Here is a 21,530-nt window from a genome sequence, read left to right on the forward strand (position 1 = left end):
GGATATGAAAATGCAGTTAAAAGAATATATGAATCAAATATTCCCAGGAGTTACGTTAGTACCGTCCATATACTCTCAGTGGGAAAATCATCTACATTTTGATTTTGGGAAAGATAAATATCAAATTGTAGAAGGAACCGACGATTTAAATATGGAATACTTCTCTCAACTATATACATATAATAAATACTTATTTGAAGATATATTTTTAAAAGAAGATGTAGTGTTTGTAGTAGCAAATGTTTATCGGTTTAAAAAGGAAAATATAAAAACTCCACAGAAAATAAATATATACAATAAATATATTAAAAAGAGAGATTTAAAGTTTCGTATAAGACAAGAAACGTTACCTTTTCTATTTGAAGATGAAGAAGCAGATTTATATTGTACATCTCAATTTTCTTTAAAATGTCTTGCGGAAGATATTAAATATGAACCACTTATTCAAGCTGTTAATCATGAGGATTTTCCAGATCTTTATCCTCGTTTTGGACGCAAAAAAGAGTTTTTTTATCCAGACGTATTTCTCATTAACGCAACGAAAGATATTGTCATGTTTATTTATGATGATAGAGGATGTGAAGTCATTGCGAAGAATAAAGAAATAATACGAGGCTTATATGAAAAATACAAAGAGTGGATTCCAGATTATGAACGAGAAAGTATAGATAGCTTATTTAAATGACAGTAGGGGAAGTGAAGTGTGTAATGAAACGTATCGCAATCGTATCCGCATGGGAACCAGAACTTACGTATTTGCATCAACATTATCCGAGTGAACGCATTGAAAAAAGAGCAGCTTGGGAATTTCATTTTCATTATATAAATGATCTGGAAATTATTTCAGTAATAACTGGTGTTGGCAAAGTAAGTTGTGCTAGTTGTGTACAATTATTAATAAGTGAATTTCAGCCGGACGAGCTATTTATGACAGGAATATGCGGAAGTTTATCAAATAAGGTGAAAAATGGTCACATTGTAGTAGCACTTAATGCAATACAACACGATGTTACTGCTGCTGGTTCAGGGGAAGATGTTTTTAATTTATATGATGGTAGAACAGCACCTATTGAAACAACAAAGTCAATTGTAAGAAAAATAAAAAAAATAAGATCTTATGATCCAGTTCACTTCGGTACGTTCTTATCTGGAGATCAGCGTATTCGTAGTTCCGAAATGAGATATTTACTGCATACTGTATACGGAGCATTGGCGGTTGATCAAGAAGTCGCTGCTTTCGCTTACGTATGTCATATAAATAAAAAACCATTTTTATGTTTAAAAGCTGCTTCAGATCAAGCGAATGATAAAACGAAAGAAGAACAAAAGGTTTTTAAAATGTTAGCATGTGAACGAGCATGTGAGCATTTAATTGCTTTTTTACGTGTTTATGAGATTACTGTAGTAAATAATAGATAGTTAAAAGATTCAGGTGAAAGGAATTCATTTCATGTATTTGAATGTAGTATATAACAAGCCAAAGCGGAGGATTATATTTATATGATTCAATATAAAAGATGTAGTGAAGTAAGTATAGATTTAGTGTATGGAGCTTTTAAGGATGGATTTTCAGATTACATTATTAAAATGGATGTTTCAAAAGAAGATTTTATACAAAGATTTTTTGGACCAGAAGGTAACTCGCTAGAACACTCTTTTCTTGCTTTAGATGGTGACAAATCTGTTGGCATAATACTTGGTGGTATAAAGGTTTATGAAACTATAAAAACAATGCGTTGTGGAACATTAGCTGTTCATCCAGAGTTTCGCGGCATTGGAGTAAGTCAAAAGTTATTTGAGCTACATAAAGAAGAAGCGATACAAAATGAATGCCAGCAACTTTTTCTTGAAGTTATTGTAGGTAATGATAGGGCGATTCATTTTTATAACAAATTAGGTTATGAAAAAGTGTATGATCTTTCTTATTATAATTTAAATGATGTAACTAAATTAACAAATAAAGATAATAAAAATATTGAAGTGCAAAGATTAGAATTTCAAACATTTAAACTTGAAATTCAGAAATGGCTTAACTTCCATATAAATTGGCAAAATGATATTGATTACATTGAAAAAACAAATAATACGTATTACGGTGCATATGTTGATAATGATTTAAAAGGCTCTGTATGTGTAAATGAACAAGGTAAAATTAGTTATATTTTCGTAGATAAAGATTATAGAAATATTGGGATTGGGATGAAATTATTACAAGTAGCAAGAGTAGAATCAAATTTATCAAGTTTATCTATTGGTTTTCCAAACAACAGTTTACTAGAAGGATTTTTAAAGAAATCTGGGTTTAAAAAGAATTCTTTAGCACAATATGAAATGTATTTATTGTTATAAAAAGCGGAAGGAATTATTCTTTGCGCTTTTTATTTTTGCACTATGAGCGTAAAATATTTCTCATATATAATCCGTGAATAAGTCCCAACATACTATATGTGGAGGTCTTTTTATTAGAAGGTTATTTATAAAGTGACAGTAAAATAACGAGAGATTACATATTGAATTAGAAACGAGGAAGCAGGTTAGAAATTATAAAACTGTTCCAGAAAGCAGTGGATAGTTTTTTGGAAATTAGATTTTTTTGAAAATAAAAAGGCGGTTGTTTCCGCAACCACCTTTCAGTAAAACAAAGCACTTTTTCAGAAATAAATTATGGATGATTCTAAAAAAAGTTATAGGATATAATCCCATTTTTATAACCGAAGTGACGAGCTTAATTTATAAGAAAGGAATGACTATATTATATGAAAATTTGTGTATAATGGTTACAAAGAAAAGAGCAGCTAGCAAAAGTTATCTGCTCCATTAAAGGCATATGGTTAAGCAATGGTTTGTTTACAGTATTGATTGAATAGTAAGGTTTATCGAGAGAAGAGGAATTATATAAATTAAATTATGATAGTCGATATTCTCCATATTGACCAGAAAAAAACTAAAAATTCTAGTGAAATTCCAAGCGTTCTTTTCTTAGGTTTTTGAATTTCTTTTATTAGATAACCTACAGCACTAATTGCTATAAGTATGAAAAGAATGAGTTCTAATGTTTCTGGCATTACATCTACTCCTAATTATATATTTAGTTTATTATATAACAATTAAGAGATTATTTGAAGATTAAAAGTAAGGATTGAAAAGTTTGAATTTGTTTCTTCTTTCGTTATCTTTTTAAATGTCACTTTCATAATAATATTTTATTTTGTAAAATATTATTATTTTATGTAGAATAGATAGGATGGGAGGGAATGAAATGAATTATGGTTTAAAGTTTAAGATTCTTGAATTACAATGCTTCATTCAAAAGACTTATTCTGATATTAAAACAGCATGTGATATTGCTATTTATCAAGAAAACACTTCTAAATATTTAATTTCATTAGGATTTTTGAATAAATCATATATGACTTATATAGAAGCAAAAAGATTTTATCGTGAAAATGACGAGCTTGTAAGTGTAGAATTTGATAATTTCTTTGATGCGTATGATAAATTAGAACACGAATTAAAACAAGTTATTTCAAGAGAAGATAAAAATCCTTCATTGCTACATAGCAAATTTGATCAGTTTCAACAGAAAATTGAAAATATAAATGACCTAATAAAAGTTTTGGAAAATGCTCGTTAATAAATTATTTTTCTTTGTTACATAGAAATTATACATTATAAACATTTTTGGGATAATATGTATTGCGAATCTATTGTAAGAAGGTGACTTTTGTTGATTACAGAAGTCACCTTTTTATAATATGCTTTATATCTGTAATTAATATATTGTGTTACACAATTTACTTTTATATGACTTCATTTATTGATGAAAATTAAAATAGAAAGATCTGCAAATAGAAACCTACTAAGGCTTATTTGCTATGATAACTTTAGAAAACTCAAACTGGATCTTTAAAAAAAGAGAATTTACACGTGAAATTTAATTTATCGAATCTTATATATAGCGATGTAGTGCAGCCATTATATATATCTATAAAAGAAAAGTTCATTAAAAGTAGTGATTTTTCTAGAATAACTATATTTAAATAATGAATTAACATCATTGAATTATACGATTTTGTTTAATTTTATATACTTTTTATTTTCTTTTTTTTGATACGAATGAATAGTATAATTTTTAGCAGTTTTATATTTTAGGAAATTATAAGAGGTAAATATCATGAAAAATAAAAAAGAAATAGCTATAGTTGCATTAACAACAGGATTGGCTTTAACAGCTGTAGCGCCATACGGAATAGGTCATGCAGAGGAAACAGATCAACTACAAGTTCAAATGCAGGAGGAATCGTTCCGCTCAGGTGAACTTACTCAACCGTCACAAAAGACACCAGAAAATGTAGTAAAGGATGCACTTAAGGAGAAAACAGAACAAGCGCTTTCTCCAAAGCAAGTCAATGGAGAAACAGGAGTAGATTATAAAGTCTTTCAAAAACGTGGTTCGTATGATGGGACTACACTCGTACGTATGCAGCAAACATACGAAGGAAAAGAAGTATATGGCCATCAATTAACTGCACACGTAGATAATAAGGGTGTTATTAAAAGTGTTTCAGGCGATAGCGCGCAAAATTTAAAACAAGAAGATTTGAAAAAGCCTATTAAGCTATCAAAAGAAGAAGCCAAACAATATATTTATACGAAGTACGGGAGCAATATCAAGTTCATTTCTGAACCAGAAGTTAAGGAAGTTATTTTTGTGGATGAAAATAATGGACAAGCTTCAAATGCATATCAAGTTACATTTGCTGCTGCAACACCAAGCTATGTATCTGGAACTTATTTAGTGAATGCCGATAATGGTGAAATGTTGAAAAATATGGTACAAGAATCAGGTTTAAAAGTAAGTGAAGAGCATGTTGAACCTTTAAAGGAAAGTAAAAAAAACAATTTCGTATCACTAACTGGAACAGGGAAAGATGATTTAGGTATAACTCGCACTTTTGGTATTTCTGAACAAAGTAATGGGAAATATGCTCTTGCTGATTACACAAGAGGGCAAGGAATTGAGACATATGATGTAAATTATAGAGATATTACAAATGAAGAAAAATATTATCCTGGTATATTAGTAACTAGCACTTCACCAACATTTACTGATCCAAAGGCGGTAAGTGCTCATTTTTTAGCAACAAAGGTATATGATTTTTATAAAGATAAATACAAGCGTAATAGTTTTGATAATAAGGGAAAAAAAGTAGTATCAGTTGTACATGCATGGGATTCTGGAGGAACAAATAACCCTAAAAATTGGGAGAATGCATTTAGTGCTAATATTAATAATATTAGTATGCTTATATATGGTGACCCCATGGTGAAATCGTTCGATATAGTGGGCCATGAATTTACACATGCGGTTACCTCTAGCGAATCTAACCTTGAATTTTTCGGAGAATCTGGTGCAATTAACGAAGCGTTATCTGATATTATGGGAACGGCTATTGAGAAATACATAAATAACGGAAAATTTAACTGGACAACAGGAGAACAAACTGGATCGGTTTTCCGTAATATGAAAAATCCATCTTCAATCAATTATTCAAATGGAGTACCATATCCAGATGATTATAGTAAATATAATGATTTAAATGGAGAGGATAATGGAGGCATTCATTTCAACTCAAGTATTATTAATAAAGTTGCGTATTTAATTGCTCAAGGTGGTACTCATAACGGTGTAACTGTAAATGGTATTGGTGAAGATAAAATGTTTGATATTTTCTACTATGCAAATACTGATGAATTGAACATGACTTCTAATTTCTCAGAATTGAGATTAGCGTGCCTTAAAGTTGCAACAAACAAATATGGAGCGAACTCAATTGAGGTTCAAGCGGTCCAAAAAGCTTTTGATGCAGCAAAAATTAAGGGAACAGTGAAAGAAAACGAAAAAACTGCCGAAAACCAAGTCCCAGAGTTAACTGTACCGTCTACAATTACACTACGTGTAGGTGATACGTTTGACCCGATGAGAAATGTAACAGCTGCTGATAAAGAAGATGGTGATTTAACAAATAGTGTACAGCATAAAGGCGATGTAGATACATCTAAACCAGGTAAATACATTGTGAACTACTTGGTTGTCGATTCCCAAGGGGGGAATGCAACGGATACGCAGACTGTAATTGTAGAGAAAAATGAAGAAATATTAGATATAGAGCCTAAATTAACAGCGCCTATTGGAGTGACTATTAATGTAGGAGATTCATTTGTTCCGATGACAGAAGTATTAGCTATTGATAAAGAAGATGGCGATCTTACTTCTAAAGTAAAAGTTGATGGTAAAGTAGATACATCTAAAGCTGGTACTTACGTATTAACATACACAGTTACAGACTCTAAAGGTCATGAAGTAACTGCAAAACAAACTGTAACGGTTAAAGTTAGAGAAGAAGTTAAAAATGACAACCCAATACTAAAAGTACCTGCTACAACTACAATTAATGAGAATGATCAATTTGACCCAATGGTAGGAGTATCAGCTACTAATAAAAAGAATGATGACCTTACTTCTAAAGTAAAAGTTGATGGTAAAGTAGATACATCTAAAGCTGATACTTATGAAATAATATATAGTGTCAGAGATTCCGTAGGTAATGAGGTAAAGGCAATACAAAAAGTACTAGTGAAAGATAAAGACACTAGCAAAGCTAATGGTCTTGCTAGTAATAGTAATTATGATAAAAAAGAATATACATATAAAGAGCTTCCAAAAACGGGTGCAAGTACAACTAACAGTGCAATAATGGGCATGTTGATGGTTATTGCAGCAACAGTACTCACTTTGGTTCGTAAATGTAGAAAGATACAAAAATAATGGCAGGCATAGGCATCATTCATTTGAAGAAAAGAATTCATAATCCAGAAAAAATAAAGTGAAAAATAAGTAAAACAAAAAAGGCAGTTTGTCTTAAGCGTAAATTATATTATTGGTACCGAGGGGCGAATATCACTAACTGAAAAATAGTTTGGCTTTTTTTTACACACAATAATTTTTAGATGAAGTTTTTACTTACTAAGATGTTAGTAGCTAAGTGGTACATTTGGCTTCCATAAAACTTTGCGCTTGGATGTGATTCTGTCTACAGAAATATATTACGTAAAAAACACGTTACTATTCTCATTAAAAATAGTAACGTGTTTTTGTTGTTTAAAAATAGCCTGAATCGTAAAGTTCATGAATGTTAGAGTAGTTTTAAATAGCCATTCATTAATTACTGAAAACACTTTGTATTAATGGAAGTTTCACCTATATGACAAGATGAGATTTCCGGTATTTACCAGGCGTTTCGTTAGTGAATTTTTTAAAAATTTTAGTGAAGTAGCTTTGATCAGTAAAATTGAGTGAAGCACAGATGTCAGATAAAGAATAGGTTGTAAAAGTTAATAATTTCTTTGCTTCTTCGATTCGTTCACGCTGAATATATTCACTTAATGAAATACCAACTTCTTTTTTAAATAATATAGATAAATAATCCGAATTCACGTTTGAAAATGTAGCAAGTTGTTTAACAGATATTGGATTGTAAATATTTTTGAAAATGTAGTTTTTGCAAATAGCAATAGTCTGTGAATGTTGCTGTGTTTTTTGTGCCTTCACACGGTCTGCAAAAGTACAGAAAACATTTTTTAATAAATGCCAAACAGATTCTTTGTCTTTTAAATTTTCTGTTCTTTGGATGTGTAGATCATAAATCTTGTAAGCAATCCCGGATGGAAGCCCTCCTTTTATCGCATATCTAGTAGCGAGTGTAATGGATGAAATACAAATGTTTTTATGTCTTCTTAATTGATGGAATGAAGGTAAGGATGAAAGAATCTCATGTTGAAATACATAATAATATTTGAGTACTGTTTCTTTATCCCCGTTTTCTATAGCTCCAAGTAGTTGTTGCTCTAAATACAAATTATGACAGATAGATTCGTTATTTTGCATTGAAATATATACATCTTCGTTTAAGATACTGCTATGACTTACATGAAATGAGTCACTTTTATTTGCAAATGTACTTACATTTGAAATTTTTTTATAAAGAATGTTATGGAACAAAATCGCCATATTTACAAAGAAATATTGATCTTTGAGTGACAATGAAAAGTAATAGTCTCTTGTTTTTTTATAATTCGGCATAAAATGAAAGCTGCTATCCGTTTCGTTTTTAGAAAAGCTTACATCTGTTACAGGTCCAATAATAACAGTGCCGTTCACCATATAATCGCTCTTTATGTGAATTAAAATGAAGTGCCCTAGTTGTTGGTGAGTTCTGAAGATGGGAGAATTATATGAATCATTTTTCTGATAAAGCATATGTAACTGTTCTATTTTTGATGTATACAATGAAAGTGAATCATTTTTTGATGTAAAAGCTAAAAGAATATTTTTGTCGCAATCTAAAAAACAAACTGGAATTTCAAAAGATTGGAAAAACATATTGCAAATGTACTCTATCTCAACTAGACTGAGCTTTTTAGTCATATTCTTCCTCCTTACAGTTGTGCGTGATAGTTGAATAAACACATATTCCTTTTTTCATAAGTAGAAACGGAAAAACTTTATCAATAAAAATTATAAACTTCTAAGAATAATACCATAATTTAACATGAATAGCACATATTATTTGAATATACAGGTAATAGTTTTGGGGAGTAGCATAAAATATGAATCATCACACTTATTTGCTAGTTACTGCTAACATGTATCAAAAAATGTTTAAGATTGGATTCAAATAGAGATAAGAGGGGGAGATTAACGAATTGGCGCCTAAGTAATTAGTAAAAATTAGCGATGAAAGCTACTATGTAACAATAATAATTATTTTTGAAGTAGAGACATAAGTGAAATGTAGGAGAGAAAATTACATATATCATACGGGGAGACGACGTAATAGTAGAAATAAGAACAGTGAATCAGTGATTGTAAACAATGGGGTGTGGGGACAACTATGTTTTATGTTATTCGTTCAAGGCTAATACTTTGTACACAATTTTATTTTTAGATGGTAATAGTAAAAAATAGATTTTTAAAATGATAGAAGTAGTAAAGGGGATAATAGAGAAATGAAAAAAATATTAAGTGTGCTTCTAGTTGTATTCTTAACATTTTCAGCGTGGTCTAATGAATTAGTAAAGGCAGCTTCACCAACCAAAGGTTCTTTAACAATTCATAAGTACGAACAAGAAAAAGAGGGAACAACAGGAGTAGAAGGTGATGGTTCCGCAAATCAAGAGGTGCCAACAAATGTGAAGCCGTTAAAAGGTGTAACGTTTGAAGTAAAAAAGGTTGCATCGTTTGAAAAAATTTCAAATGATAGGAAAATCGTGAAAGAAGATGTGAAACCTGTAACGGGGGCAACTCCATCTCAAGTAGTAACTGATGATAACGGACAAGCTGTATTAAAAGATCTTCCGCTAGGACGTTATGAAGTGAAAGAGGTGGCAGGCCCTCCACATGTTAACCTAAATCCAAATACGTATACAGTAGATATTCCATTAACGAATAAAGAGGGTAAGGTGTTAAACTATGATGTTCATATGTATCCAAAAAATGAGATTAAACGCGGTGCAGTTGATTTAATAAAAACTGGTGCAAACGATAAAGCATTAGCGGGTGCAGCATTCTCTGTATTTAAAAAAGATGGAACAGAAGTGAAAAAAGATTTAGTAACGGATGCTAATGGTCATATTCGTGTGCAAGGATTAGAGTATGGAGAATACTATTTCCAAGAAACAAAAGCTCCGAAAGGCTATGTAATAGATCCAACTAAACGCGAGTTTTTTATTAAGAACTCAGGAACAATTAATGAAGATGGAACAATTACTTCTGGTACAGTAGTTAAAGTAGAATTGAAAAACTATGAAGAACCAACTATTGATAAAAAGATTAATGGTAATTTGGAAGCGTTACCAATAAATCCGTTAACTAATTACAATTATGATATTAAAACATTAATTCCAGAAGACATTAAAGAATACAAAAAATATGTGGTAACAGATACTTTGGACAATCGATTAGTGATGCAAGGAAAGCCAATCGTGAAGATTGATGGAGCGGAAGTAAATGCAAGCGTTGTAGATGTAGCTGTAGAAGGTCAAAAAGTAACAGCTACAGTAAAAGATTTTACAAAATTAGATGGTAAAAAAGAATTTCATTTACAAATTAAATCACAAGTAAAAGAAGGAGTACCATCTAGTTCGGAAATTTTAAATATAGCAAAAATTGATTTTACAAATAAAAATGATGTAATTGGAGAAAAAGAATCTAAACCAGTAGTTGTTGTTCCGACAACTGGAATTATTGAGTTATCAAAAATTGATGGTGATAATAAGAAGAAATTAAAAGGTGCAGAGTTTGTACTTAAAGATAAAAATGGGAAAATAGTTGTTGTAGCAGGAAAAGAAGTAATAGGTGTATCAGATGAAAATGGTGTTATTAAGTGGTCTAACATTCCATACGGAGACTATCAAATTTTTGAAACAAAAGCACCAACATATACAAAAGAAGATGGTAAAACAGCTTCTTATCAATTATTAAAAGACCCAATTGATGTAAAGGTTAGCGAAAATAATCAAACGGTTAAATTAACGATAGAAAATAATAAAAGTGGATGGATTCTTCCAGTAACCGGTGGAATAGGAACGACTCTTTTTACTGTACTAGGCCTTACGTTAATGGTTACAGCAGCGTTTGTTTTCTTTAGAAAAAAATTTGCTAATAAATAAAGTTTTAGGAACATGTAACCATGTGATGTGAAAAGGGAAGAAGCAAAATGCTTTCCTCTTTTCGATATTTTAGTATATACAGAGGTGGAAATATGAAACGAAATCTTTTTTTAGGAGGTATTTTTTTATTTGGAGTAGGTATTTTTTTATATCCTACTATTAGTAATTGGTTGGCGACTCGTGCTCATTATTCTGAGATTAGTTCTTATGATAAGAAGATTAAAGCGCTACAAAAGAAAGAAATTGAACGTAGGGAAAAAGAAGCAGCTGACTATAATAAACAAGTTCAAACTTCCACGAAAACATTTGCAGATCCATTTGCTGAGGAAAATAGAAATCAACAAGCGTATGCCGATGCGTTAAATTTAGGTGATGTAATGGGGTATATTGAAATATCGAAAATTAAAATAAAACTGCCAATCTATCAAGGTACCTCTGAAGAAGTATTGAGTCGGGGGATAGGTCATTTAGATTATTCGTCACTCCCGGTAGGTGGTGAGAATACGCACACTATTTTAACCGGACATCGTGGTTTACCATCAGCAAAATTATTTTCAGATTTAGATAAGTTAAGTGAAGGAGATCTTTTTTATATTCACTCTTTAGACAAAATTCTTGCTTATAAAGTAGATCAAATTAAAGTAGTTTTACCACACGAAACGGACGATTTGAAAATTGTGGAAAATAAAGATTATACAACATTAATTACATGTACGCCTTATGGAGTAAATACAAATAGATTGCTCGTTCGAGGTGAGCGTGTAGAGTTCAATCAGAAAGAAAAACAAGAAATAAGTACAGAGGTATTTATGTTTAATAAGTGGATGGTAATAGTTCCAATCCTATTGTTATGTGCGTTTCTAGTCGTAATTTATAAGAAAAAAATAACTAGATAGATTGTATGTATCCCGCAATAATGGGCAGTGGATCCATTAATTTAGGGATAAGCAAGGAAGGTATAGAAGGGATGAAGTAAATCCGTACTGATTAAAGTTCACTTTTTTTAACTGTAGAAAAAATACGGTAAAGGTGGGAACAAGGAAATTGAGGCTACGATTAAAGCTGGTAAGTATTCATTTAATGGTTTTGTTAATGATATGTGTAAGTTTTGTCATATATGTACCAAAAGAAGTTTATGGATCCATGGTAGACTTAAAAGGTTTAGGTGACATATCGCGTTATAATGCGATTATCTTTGGGAACCATAAAGCAGTTGGTGGAGACGTTGAAGGTGCAATCGCAGTTCAAGGTGATATGGATGCATCAGGTTATACGATTGTAGGTGCAGCGGCAGGTACATCTAATATAGTTGGCGAAAAATGGAGTGATGAAGGATATCCGTCTTTGTTATTGTCTGGAAAATTTAAAAAATCAAGAGAGGAATCTTTTATCATTCAAAACGGAATAGTCGTTATGACAAAAGAGAGTGATCCAGATCGTACAATACAATCTTCTTATGATCGTATTGTTTTTAAAGAAAAACAAGAAATTGATGCGAAATTCAATGAGTTTCGTAACATAGTGAACCAAGTCAATCAAGATGCAGGTCAATATAAAACGAATACCCCAATTCCAAACATGAGTTTTGGCATTGGAAAAGAGATAAACAATCCTAATATTTATGTTTCATCAGAATTGACAGGGAAAATAAATTTAGAAATAAGAGATGTATTTTTACCCAATGCTAAGGACAAAGATTTTATTGTTATGTATTCGGATGCAAGAGAGATTACCTTTAATAAGGGGTCTATTTTATATGACACGAACGATATAGGAAGGGCTACGGATATAATTCCTACATCACAACCCTATTCTTCTGATTCACCATTTACTGAGCTATATGGGAAAGTGGTTTGGGTTTTTCCTAATGCGAAAAAAATCACAGCAGAGGGGTATGGTGTTGTTGGAAGTGTATTTGCTCCAAATGCTGTATTAGAAACAAAAGGCGGTTCAATTAATGGACAAGCATTTGTCGGTACAGTGCAACAAACTGGTGGATTCGAATTTCACAATTTCAAATTTAACTGGAAACATTGGAACAAGCCTAGCACAGGGAAAATAAAAATAAAAAAAGTAGATAGTAATAATAATGATAATAAATTAGCAGGAGCAAAGTTTCATATAGAAGATTCAAACGGAAAAGTAGCTGGAGAGTTAATAACAGATGAAAAAGGAGAAGCGATATCTAAAGATTTACCAATAGGAAACTATAGCCTTGTAGAAGTAGAAGCGCCTAAAGGCTATGAATTATTGAAAGATAAAGTAGTTGTAAAAGTAGAAAAAGATAAAGTGATAGAAATGAAAATAGAAAATAAAAAATTGCCAGATCCAATAGGGAAAATAAAGCTTGTGAAAGTAGACACAAATGATAAAAATAAAAAGCTAGCAGGAGCAAAGTTTCATATAGAAGATTCAAAGGGAAAAATAGTCGGAGAGCTAATAACAGATGAAAAAGGAGAAGCGATATCTAAAGATTTACCAATAGGAAACTATAGCTTAGTGGAAGTAGAAGCGCCTAAAGGTTACGAATTATTGAAAGATAAAGTAGCTGTAAAAGTAGAAAAAGATAAAGTGATAGAAATGAAAATAGGAAATAAGAAATTGCCAGATCCAATAGGGAAAATAAAGCTGGTGAAAGTAGACACAAATGATAAAAATAAAAAGCTAGCAGGAGCAAAGTTTTATATAGAAGATTCAAACGGAAAAGTAGTTGGAGAGTTAATAACAGATGAAAAAGGAGAAGCGATATCTAAAGATTTACCAATAGGAAACTATAGCCTAGTGGAAATAGAAGCGCCTAAAGGTTATGAATTATTGAAAGATAAAGTAGCTGTAAAAGTAGAAAAAGATAAAGTAATAGAAATGAAAATAGGAAATAAGAAATTGCCAGATCCGGGTGGGAAAATTGAAATTGAGAAAGTTGATGACAAGGATATCAATTTAAAACTAAAAGGTGCTGTATTTCAAGTGTTAAATAAAGAAGGGAAAGAAGTTGCTAGATTAACAACAGATGAAAAAGGAAAGGTGATTTCCAGGCAATTAGTACTAGGAAAATATACGATTAAAGAAATAAAAGCACCAAATGGATATATGTTACTTAGAGATCCAATAGAGGTAGAAATTACAGAGGCAGTAAGGACACAAAAAATAACAGTAAAAAATGCGAAGAATAATTGGATGATTCCTAATACTGGTGGCAGCGGTACAACAATTTTTTATGTGGTTGGTATTTTGGTAATGTTTGGTGTGTTATATTTCTCTAAGAAAAATCATGTGTAAATAGTTATGAAAACAGTATATATAATGAACTGTTTTCATAAAATTAGACAGATTTTGCATTAGACAATTTTAATGGCATGAATTCGGTATTGTACCGGGCTCATGCTACTGAATTTCCCCTTAATTCGTTTGTTGTGATAATAATCATTATATTTTTATGACGTTTAACAATTTATTTTTTCGCTAAAGTACCACATAACGGAATAATAGAAAAGTTACATTCGACTGAATGGTTTTATTTAATAAATCCAATTTGCTTCTTAGTTCATTCGGAAACAACTTTAAACTTTTCTTTCATATTAGAGGAGGGATATATGTTTCTTAATTTGTTGAAGCAGGAAAGGTTATAGTAAACATAGAATATATTAATAAATCAAAATGTTTACGGGGTGAAAATGATGGTAATAAAACAAGATGAAATTAAAGTAGTAGTTGGAGCTGGAGTGTTTAATAATAATCCAGGTTGGATTCAAACGCAAGAAGAAGAACTTAATTTACTAGACAATACCACTTGGGAAGAAAGATTTGAATACAATTCCATTTCAGCTATTTTAGCTGAGCACGTATGGGAACATCTTACGTTTGAAGAAGGTGTAAAAGCAGCTGAAATTTGTTATGAATTTTTAAAACCATCAGGTCATATTCGATGCGGCGTCCCTGATGCATTTTTTCCGGATGAAACATACCAAAATATAGTTCAAATAGGCGGACCTGGGCCGAAAGATCATCCTGCTGCAAGTCATAAAATAGTTCATAATTACAAAACATTAACGAAAATGTTTGAAACGGCTGGATTTGAGGTAGTTCTACTTGAGTATTGTGATGAAAATGGTCAATTTTATTACAACGACTGGGATGCGAATGACGGGGTTATTTTCCGTTCGAAAAGGTATGATTCTAGGAATCGAGGCGATAAACTTGGTTTTCCATCGTTAATTGTTGACGCAATTAAAAGATAAGTCATTCAAATAAAGTAGGTATTAGTTCATGAGTCGCAAATGCGGCTTTTTTATTTATAATAAATCAATTTTCAAAATGTCATCTACACATTAAATTAATATTTAGTTGCCATATAGATTTCTTTTATGTATAAATTCGTGTAAAATAAGAACATATATTCTGCGCGAGAGTGAGGGGAATAAATATGTTAGCTGAGATAGAGAAACAATCTAATGGGTATATTGTAAAATTTCAACGCCAATTTCCTTATACGATAGAGGAAGTTTGGTCTGTGTTAACTGAAAACAGTAAGCTTAAAAAATGGATGTCTAATTTGCAGATTGAAAACCTTAAAACAGGTGGAATGATAAAGTTCGATATGATGGATGGTTCATTTTTAAATATTGATATTTTAGAGTGTCAACTAAATGCAGTACTTGAATTCAAATGGGATAAAGATCGTGTCCGATTTGAAATACATAAAGCAGGAAATGGATCCCTATTACTTCTTAAAGAATTCATTCATGAATTAACAGATCATACACCGAAAGATATTGCTGGTTGGCATATTTGTTTAGAACTTTTTTCTTCCGTGTTAGAAGGAAAAGAGAAAGAATTTCCAAAAGATGAGTGGCAACAATGGTTTGGAAAATACAAGGTTCAAGATTCATGAACTGAAAGGATAATTACATAATAGGTAATATTAATTATGTAATTATTATATTATAAAAATGATTTTTTAAGAAGATAAGAATAGAGGTTAATATGAAAGTAAATCAATTAATTGCAAATAACATAAATAAATTGGATGCAACTATACCATTTAATAAATCGTTTGGAATTGCTGGTTTATCTGGATCAGGTAAAACAACTTTTTGCCAAACAATTGGTGAAGAGTCAAAAAAACGATTAGTTTCTTTATTACCAAAGGCTGAATATCAATATTTATTTCCTAACATTATGGAAACAAATTTTAGTGCTATTAAGATGGAAGAAATGCCATTAGTACTTTTTCTAGGAAAATCATCGATTTCGTCTAATCCGCGTTCAACGATTGGTACTCATACTGGTGTTTTTACAGCGGTTCGGGAAAAACTTGCTGAAGTATTTAATCTTTCTCCAGAGGTCTTTTCATTTAATAATCAACTAGGGTGGTGTACTGGTTGTAAAGGTCGTGGTACTACAAAAAATGTTGAGTGTAAAAAATGTAAGGGAAAACGTTATAGTGAAGAAATTGAACAATATGAAATTGATTTGTTCGCTAATCCGCATTCAATTTCAAATATTAATGATTTAAGTGTTGAATCTATTCTTTCACTAGCAAAAGAATTAAATATTAGTGAAGAAAAACAGCATATACTGCAAAATATTATTAATATGAACATTGGCTATTTAACATTAAATCGAATTATGGGTACGTTGTCAGGTGGAGAATTAACACGACTTTACTTAGCTGAATTCATGGCAGTAAGTGAAAATGCAGTAATTATTATTGATGAGATTTCTGTGGGGCTTGATCACGTAACATTATTACAAATATTAGAAGAGATCAAAAAATTAGGGTGCAAAAATCAAATTTGGCTCATTGATCATTCAGGTACAGTACTGGATACAACTGATGAGCAATTATTCTTTGGACCTGGTAGTGGAAAATATGGCGGGAAAATTGTGAAAGAATCACCAAGGCCAAAGCCATTACTATCAGAACGAAATAACGAAATGCCAACAGAATATTATACATTCCATGAATTATATTGTCGAAATATCCAAATGACTAAGTTTCAGATTCCTAGAAATAGACTTGTAACTGTTACAGGGGAATCAGGATGTGGAAAATCTACACTTGTTAATGAATGTATCGCTAAAGATTTTCAAAAGCGATATCCAAAAGACAAACTTGTTATGGTAGGACAAGATCGCAATCAGTCAATTACAAGTCGATCAACCGTTGCTACTTTCCTTGATATTAAAAAGAAACTGACAAAGTATAGTGAAGAAATTGATGATATTTTTGAACGTTCAATTGAGGATATTATTGATGACCTTCCAAATGAAGATATCGCATATAAGCGCTTGAGTTTACTAATCAAATTAGGACTCGGCTATTTAACATTAGAAAGAAAAACACAAACATTATCAACAGGTGAGTTTCAATGTGTTCATTTAGTGTCGGAGTTATTTGCCAACACAAGAAACCCACATACTTTATTTATTTTTGATGAGCCTTCAAAAGGTTTATCACAAAATATTTTAAATCAATTTATAGATAGTGTCAGAGGGATTTTACAAGATGAATCAGTCTCAATCATAATGATTGAACATAATAGTTACATGCTAGAAAGTTCGGATTACATTGTTGATTTTGGGAAAAGACAGCTTGAATCTGTAGAACATCTTGATGTTATTAGTCATAATGATTATTATCGTCAAAAGAGTAGTGTGAAAAAGGCTGCGCAAATACATATTTCTTCAACGCTAAAGCGTAAAGAAGGAATTCACTATGTAAAAGAAAATCATAATAACTATTTTAAAAATGCTGAAAACGTTTATAAGGGTGGTATTTTAAAAAGTTTATCATCAATGGCCCGATTAATTTATGGCGAATATGAATCTGATACAATTGCACCAATAATTGCTATTGATCTTGAAAGACATTTGTATAGTCAATATAGTTTCTTATATGAGATTGGTGGATTAATTAATCAAATTATAGCTTCCCATCCAACCAATAAAGATACGAGAAGTTTTGATTTTTATTCACAGGATAATCACTGTCCATCTTGTTCAGGTCGCCTTAAGATTGAAATCTTTAATAAAGACATTACAATACAAGATAAAAATGTTCCATTTTGGGGTGGTTTATTCGATCCGGAAATCATGAAAGTATTGAAATTTTATCAATATGAAAAAATAGAATTTTTATTTGAAGAAATTAAAAATGAACTCGGTCATGATTTATCAAAGAGCTATAATGATATGTCAGAAGAGGAAAAACATACATTTTGGTACGGGTATTTTGAAAAATCATTTTATGATAAGAAAGGTAAGACACGTAGAACATGGGTAGGATTTAATACGATCATTGGTGGATATATTGTGATTTCTAAAGCAGCTATTAAAGAACAAATTAAGGAATCTAAAGAAATCGTGACATGTCCAATTTGTGAGGGGACGGTTTTAAATCATCATAAATCGCTTAAGTTTGGAAACTCAGATATTCGTGAAATAATTAATCAGCCTATGGATGAAGTGTTGAACACAGTTGGTAATTTACCGGCACTCGTTAAATTGAAGTCTATAATAGGTGGAGATATGAGATTGACGGAAGATGTTTCTTTATTGCCAAGAAAAGTGCAAGTTGCACTGAAAATGTTCGAATTAGAACAAGCAAGTTTTTCAAATTATGAAATAGTGTTACAAAATGTTTTACCATTCTGGGACGAAATTAAAGGGAATATAGAATCCATTAGCGCCAATAATCAAGTAACTATTTGTGATTTTTCTAATGTGTATGAAACAAGAGAAACCATTATAGATCAGTATTTCACAAATGGAAAATATAAAAAACTAACATATGTTTACGAAGCATTTGGTTACAAAAAATTAGTTACACAAATTAATAAAATTAAAAAAAGCAACCCATGTCCATTCTGTAACGGAAAGAAAGTTATAACTGAAGATAACCTACATGATGGCGTGTTTAAATTAACAATTCCATGTGTCACTTGTAATGCAAGTGGTATTAATGATGAAGGGCTTAAAGAAATTGTTGATGGCATAGATGTGCAAACATGGTTAACTGGAACAGTTAGTGATGTTGTGGATGAAAGTTTATTAACGGAGGCCGTTGCACAAATACCGATTTTTAATCGTATTCGTGAGTTGGATAAACGAGATATGATGGTGGTTTATGAATGTCTGGAGAAAAATAATTAAGTTGCACTACTTGTATTTAGTTGAACTGATCTGTTTTAAATTGATAATACGTGATTTTAATTATGTAAATATAATATATTTAATTGTTGTTTTAATCGTTAAAAGTAGTTGACTCTCACACGATGTCATTGTTTAAAATAAAGTTGAGATTCGAAGTAGACAGAATTTTTAGGAGGAAACCATGTTTAAAATTGGAGATTTTTCAAAATTATCTTCCATTAGTATACGTATGTTGAGACACTACGATAAAGTGGAGCTATTACAGCCAGTAAAAGTCGATGAGCAAAGTGGTTATCGATATTATTCAGCGGCTCAACTAAAGAAAGTAAATCAAATTCAAACGTTTAAAGATATGGGGTTTAATATCGCTACCATTAAAAAAATAATAGAATGCGATAATATGGATAGTATAAAGGAGCAATTTCTAAATCGTAGTACTCAAATTAAAGAAGACATGAATAACCTCCAAAAACAATTACGTCTCCTCGGAAACTCAATGAAAACGATGAGAGAGGATGTTGTTGAGATGAACTATCATGTTTCAATAAAAGAAATTCCAGAAAGAAATGTAGCTACTGTTAGAAAGGTTATTCCATCGTATAATTGTGAAGGCGATTTATGGAGTATATTAATGCAAGAAATTCATATGAAAAATATTAGTATGGCTCACCCGAGTTATAGTATCGCTGTCTTCCATGATCAAGAATACAAAGAAAATGATGTGGATATAGAAATACAGCTAAATATCTTAGGAAAGCATGAAAATACAAAAGATGTTCATTTTCAAAAAATAGAGCCAATCAAAGTAGCTTCTATAACAGTAAGCGGAAGTTATGAACAAATGACAAACGTAAATGAAGCAGCCGCAAAATGGATTGAGACGGAAGGTTACGAATTAGCAGGCCCAATGTTTAATATTTATCATGTGAGCCCAGCGATGGAAACGGATCCTAATAAGTGGGTTACAGAGGTTTGTTATCCAATCAACAAATAAGCAAAAAAAGGCATATTTTATGCCTTTTTTATTTTATTGTACTCAAAAGTGTATAGAAAAATGGTGTGTCTGTTGGATTCATTCACTATAAGTTTGAATGTGAGAATAAATGAGGTACTTAAAAATATTTTTCATCTAATTGAAATTGTGTTTTAAGTAAAGCCCTTAAGATAATATACAGGTGAATAAAATTAATTTAATGATATGTGTATCCTCCATCAGGAAATAATACACTACCCGTAGTAAACTCATTTTGCATTAAAAACAGGACAGTATGTGCAATTTCATCATTATGCCCAGGTCTTTTTACAAGAGAAAGAGACTTATAATCTTCATAAGCAGCTAGTCTTTTTTCGTTTTGTTCATTCTCTCTTTGTATCGTTCCAGGAGAAACAACATTAACTCTAATCGAAGCTAATTCAACAGCTAAAGCTTTTCCTAAACTTTCAATAGCACCATTACAAGCTCCATAAGCAGGAGCACCTTTAAGTGGCCTTTGGCTAAATGCACCAGACATTAACACGATAGATCCTGATTTTGAAAGAAAAGGAATGGCATATTTCACGGCATAATATTGAGGCCAAAACTTTCCGATAAAGCTACTTTCAGCAATTTCCTCTGTAGTGGTTATTGGTCCAAGTGTGTAAGAAGCCCCCGGTGTAAATAAATGATCAAATTTCCCGACATCTTTGAAAAAATTTTGTAATTGCTCTTTATTTTGATTATCCAATACATAAGTTTGAAGGTGATTGTTATTTATTAATTCTTGAGCAGCCTTTAGCTTTTCTTCCGAGCGTCCGGCAATAATAACATGTGCGCCTTGTTCAACTGCTTGTGTTGCTGTCGCTAATCCAATACCAGAACTTCCACCAATAATAACGATTTGTTTATCTTTTAATGTAGTAAAAGACATGATTAAGCCTCTCCCTTAATATAAAATTAAAAATAAATATGTGTTGCTTTTATTATTCGTTAAAAAATGGTTATTGAAAAGTAGGCACTTTACTTGTACTTAGTCGCAACTTTCGTACTAATGAAGTAGTGAACGGAGAAATAAACATGAAAAATGATTTATTATGATCTATGATGGGATGGGAGAGGTGAGAAGATGGATTTACAAGAACCTAAATTAAAAGGGGTAATAGCGACATTACAAATAATCGGTGGGAAATGGAAGCCATTGATTTTATTTATTTTGCTAACAGATGGAACGAAACGGTTTGGTGAATTAAAGAGATTAATACCCGATATATCTCAAGGAACATTAGCGAAGCAGCTTCGTGAATTAGAGCAAGATCAACTAATAAAACGTGAAATGTATCAAGAAATACCACCTAAAGTAGAATATAGTTTATCTGAGCATGGAAAAACGGTAAGCACGGTGTTGGATAGTATGTGTGGTTGGGGTAGAGGACATTTAGAATTCATCGATAAAAATAGACTATAAAATTATTATGTAAACTAAATGATTTTGCGGAAAGGTATTTTTTGATAATTTATATTTTATTATATATAATTAAACCATGTTATTATACATAGAATCTTCGAATTGAGATGGGGTAGATGAAATCCTATATTATTCGAAGTAACTAGTTGTTCGGGGCTGAAAAAATGCATACTAGATATAAAAGAAGCTTTACGAGAATATAAA

Annotated in this window: 15 protein-coding genes and 2 pseudogenes; 13 read left to right on the top strand and 4 right to left on the bottom strand. The window is 31.2% G+C overall.

The features are described from left to right. Nucleotides 1–10: 10 nt before the first annotated feature. The 3 genes from F0362_RS12490 (at nt 11) to F0362_RS12500 (ending at nt 2,349) form a co-directional block, all read left to right on the top strand. Nucleotides 11–685 carry a DUF3885 domain-containing protein gene (locus F0362_RS12490; RefSeq protein WP_001176113.1) on the top strand — a complete coding sequence of 225 codons (675 nt, stop codon included), beginning with the start codon at nt 11–13 and terminating at the stop codon, nt 683–685. After that, nucleotides 682–1,419, top strand: coding sequence for a 5'-methylthioadenosine/S-adenosylhomocysteine nucleosidase (mtnN, locus tag F0362_RS12495; RefSeq protein ID WP_000215738.1), 738 nt, complete (start codon nt 682–684; stop codon nt 1,417–1,419). The genes F0362_RS12490 and mtnN overlap by 4 nt, the downstream gene beginning before the upstream one ends. An 81-nt stretch (nt 1,420–1,500) precedes the next feature. Further along, on the top strand, nt 1,501–2,349 hold the full coding sequence (locus F0362_RS12500; protein WP_000617087.1) for a GNAT family N-acetyltransferase: 849 nt from the start codon (nt 1,501–1,503) through the stop codon (nt 2,347–2,349). Nucleotides 2,350–2,900: 551 nt separating this feature from the next. On the opposite strand, the gene F0362_RS30540 is transcribed toward F0362_RS12500, so the two are convergent. Next, on the bottom strand, nt 2,901–3,065 hold the full coding sequence (locus F0362_RS30540; RefSeq protein ID WP_001115306.1) for a hypothetical protein: 165 nt from the start codon (nt 3,063–3,065) through the stop codon (nt 2,901–2,903). A gap of 194 nt (nt 3,066–3,259) precedes the next feature. On the opposite strand from F0362_RS30540, the gene F0362_RS12510 reads away from it, so the two are divergent. Then, nucleotides 3,260–3,634 (top strand): hypothetical protein, encoded by a 375-nt coding sequence (locus F0362_RS12510; protein ID WP_001106151.1) that lies wholly within the window; start codon nt 3,260–3,262, stop codon nt 3,632–3,634. Between the two features lie 540 nt (nt 3,635–4,174). After that, the gene (locus F0362_RS12515) at nt 4,175–6,829 is read left to right on the top strand and encodes a M4 family metallopeptidase (protein ID WP_149889790.1); all 2,655 of its coding nucleotides are present in this window, start codon (nt 4,175–4,177) and stop codon (nt 6,827–6,829) included. 432 nt (nt 6,830–7,261) lie between these two features. On the opposite strand, the gene F0362_RS12520 is transcribed toward F0362_RS12515, so the two are convergent. Further along, nucleotides 7,262–8,488, bottom strand: a complete 1,227-nt coding sequence (locus F0362_RS12520; RefSeq protein ID WP_000162824.1) for an AraC family transcriptional regulator — start codon at nt 8,486–8,488, stop codon at nt 7,262–7,264. Between the two features lie 581 nt (nt 8,489–9,069). Here F0362_RS12520 and F0362_RS12525 point away from each other — a divergent pair. The 3 genes from F0362_RS12525 (at nt 9,070) to F0362_RS12535 (ending at nt 14,010) form a co-directional block, all read left to right on the top strand. Further along, a complete protein-coding gene (locus F0362_RS12525) occupies nt 9,070–10,731 on the top strand; it encodes a SpaA isopeptide-forming pilin-related protein (protein ID WP_149889791.1) in 1,662 nt (553 codons plus the stop codon). 92 nt (nt 10,732–10,823) lie between these two features. Further along, nucleotides 10,824–11,627 (top strand): class C sortase, encoded by an 804-nt coding sequence (locus F0362_RS12530; protein ID WP_000827935.1) that lies wholly within the window; start codon nt 10,824–10,826, stop codon nt 11,625–11,627. A 148-nt stretch (nt 11,628–11,775) separates the two neighbouring features. Beyond that, nucleotides 11,776–14,010 carry a SpaA isopeptide-forming pilin-related protein gene (locus tag F0362_RS12535; protein WP_149889792.1) on the top strand — a complete coding sequence of 745 codons (2,235 nt, stop codon included), beginning with the start codon at nt 11,776–11,778 and terminating at the stop codon, nt 14,008–14,010. A gap of 59 nt (nt 14,011–14,069) precedes the next feature. On the opposite strand, the pseudogene F0362_RS31410 reads toward F0362_RS12535, so the two are convergent. After that, a pseudogene (locus tag F0362_RS31410) lies at nt 14,070–14,153 on the bottom strand (IS3 family transposase); the annotation flags it as partial. Nucleotides 14,154–14,405: 252 nt separating this feature from the next. On the opposite strand from F0362_RS31410, the gene F0362_RS12545 reads away from it, so the two are divergent. The 4 genes and pseudogenes from F0362_RS12545 to F0362_RS12560 all read left to right on the top strand — a co-directional run bounded on the left by F0362_RS12545 (nt 14,406) and on the right by F0362_RS12560 (nt 19,879). Beyond that, nucleotides 14,406–14,969 carry a class I SAM-dependent methyltransferase gene (locus tag F0362_RS12545; RefSeq protein ID WP_098643492.1) on the top strand — a complete coding sequence of 188 codons (564 nt, stop codon included), beginning with the start codon at nt 14,406–14,408 and terminating at the stop codon, nt 14,967–14,969. 185 nt (nt 14,970–15,154) lie between these two features. After that, nucleotides 15,155–15,635 (top strand): annotated as a pseudogene (locus F0362_RS12550) (SRPBCC family protein). A gap of 79 nt (nt 15,636–15,714) precedes the next feature. Next, nucleotides 15,715–18,885: an ATP-binding cassette domain-containing protein gene (locus F0362_RS12555; protein WP_149889794.1), complete on the top strand. Its 3,171-nt coding sequence runs from the start codon at nt 15,715–15,717 to the stop codon at nt 18,883–18,885. Nucleotides 18,886–19,066: 181 nt separating this feature from the next. Then, nucleotides 19,067–19,879 (top strand): MerR family transcriptional regulator, encoded by an 813-nt coding sequence (locus F0362_RS12560; protein ID WP_000472652.1) that lies wholly within the window; start codon nt 19,067–19,069, stop codon nt 19,877–19,879. A gap of 196 nt (nt 19,880–20,075) precedes the next feature. Here F0362_RS12560 and F0362_RS12565 read toward each other — a convergent pair whose 3' ends face one another. Then, the gene (locus tag F0362_RS12565; protein WP_000011251.1) at nt 20,076–20,792 is read right to left on the bottom strand and encodes an SDR family oxidoreductase; all 717 of its coding nucleotides are present in this window, start codon (nt 20,790–20,792) and stop codon (nt 20,076–20,078) included. A 195-nt stretch (nt 20,793–20,987) separates the two neighbouring features. Between F0362_RS12565 and F0362_RS12570 the strand changes: the two genes are divergently transcribed. Next, nucleotides 20,988–21,326: a winged helix-turn-helix transcriptional regulator gene (locus tag F0362_RS12570; RefSeq protein WP_000365532.1), complete on the top strand. Its 339-nt coding sequence runs from the start codon at nt 20,988–20,990 to the stop codon at nt 21,324–21,326. Nucleotides 21,327–21,530 lie beyond the last annotated feature (204 nt).

Origin of the sequence: Bacillus sp. BS98, from assembly GCF_008432245.1 — a bacterium.
Lineage (GTDB): Bacteria > Bacillota > Bacilli > Bacillales > Bacillaceae_G > Bacillus_A > Bacillus_A toyonensis.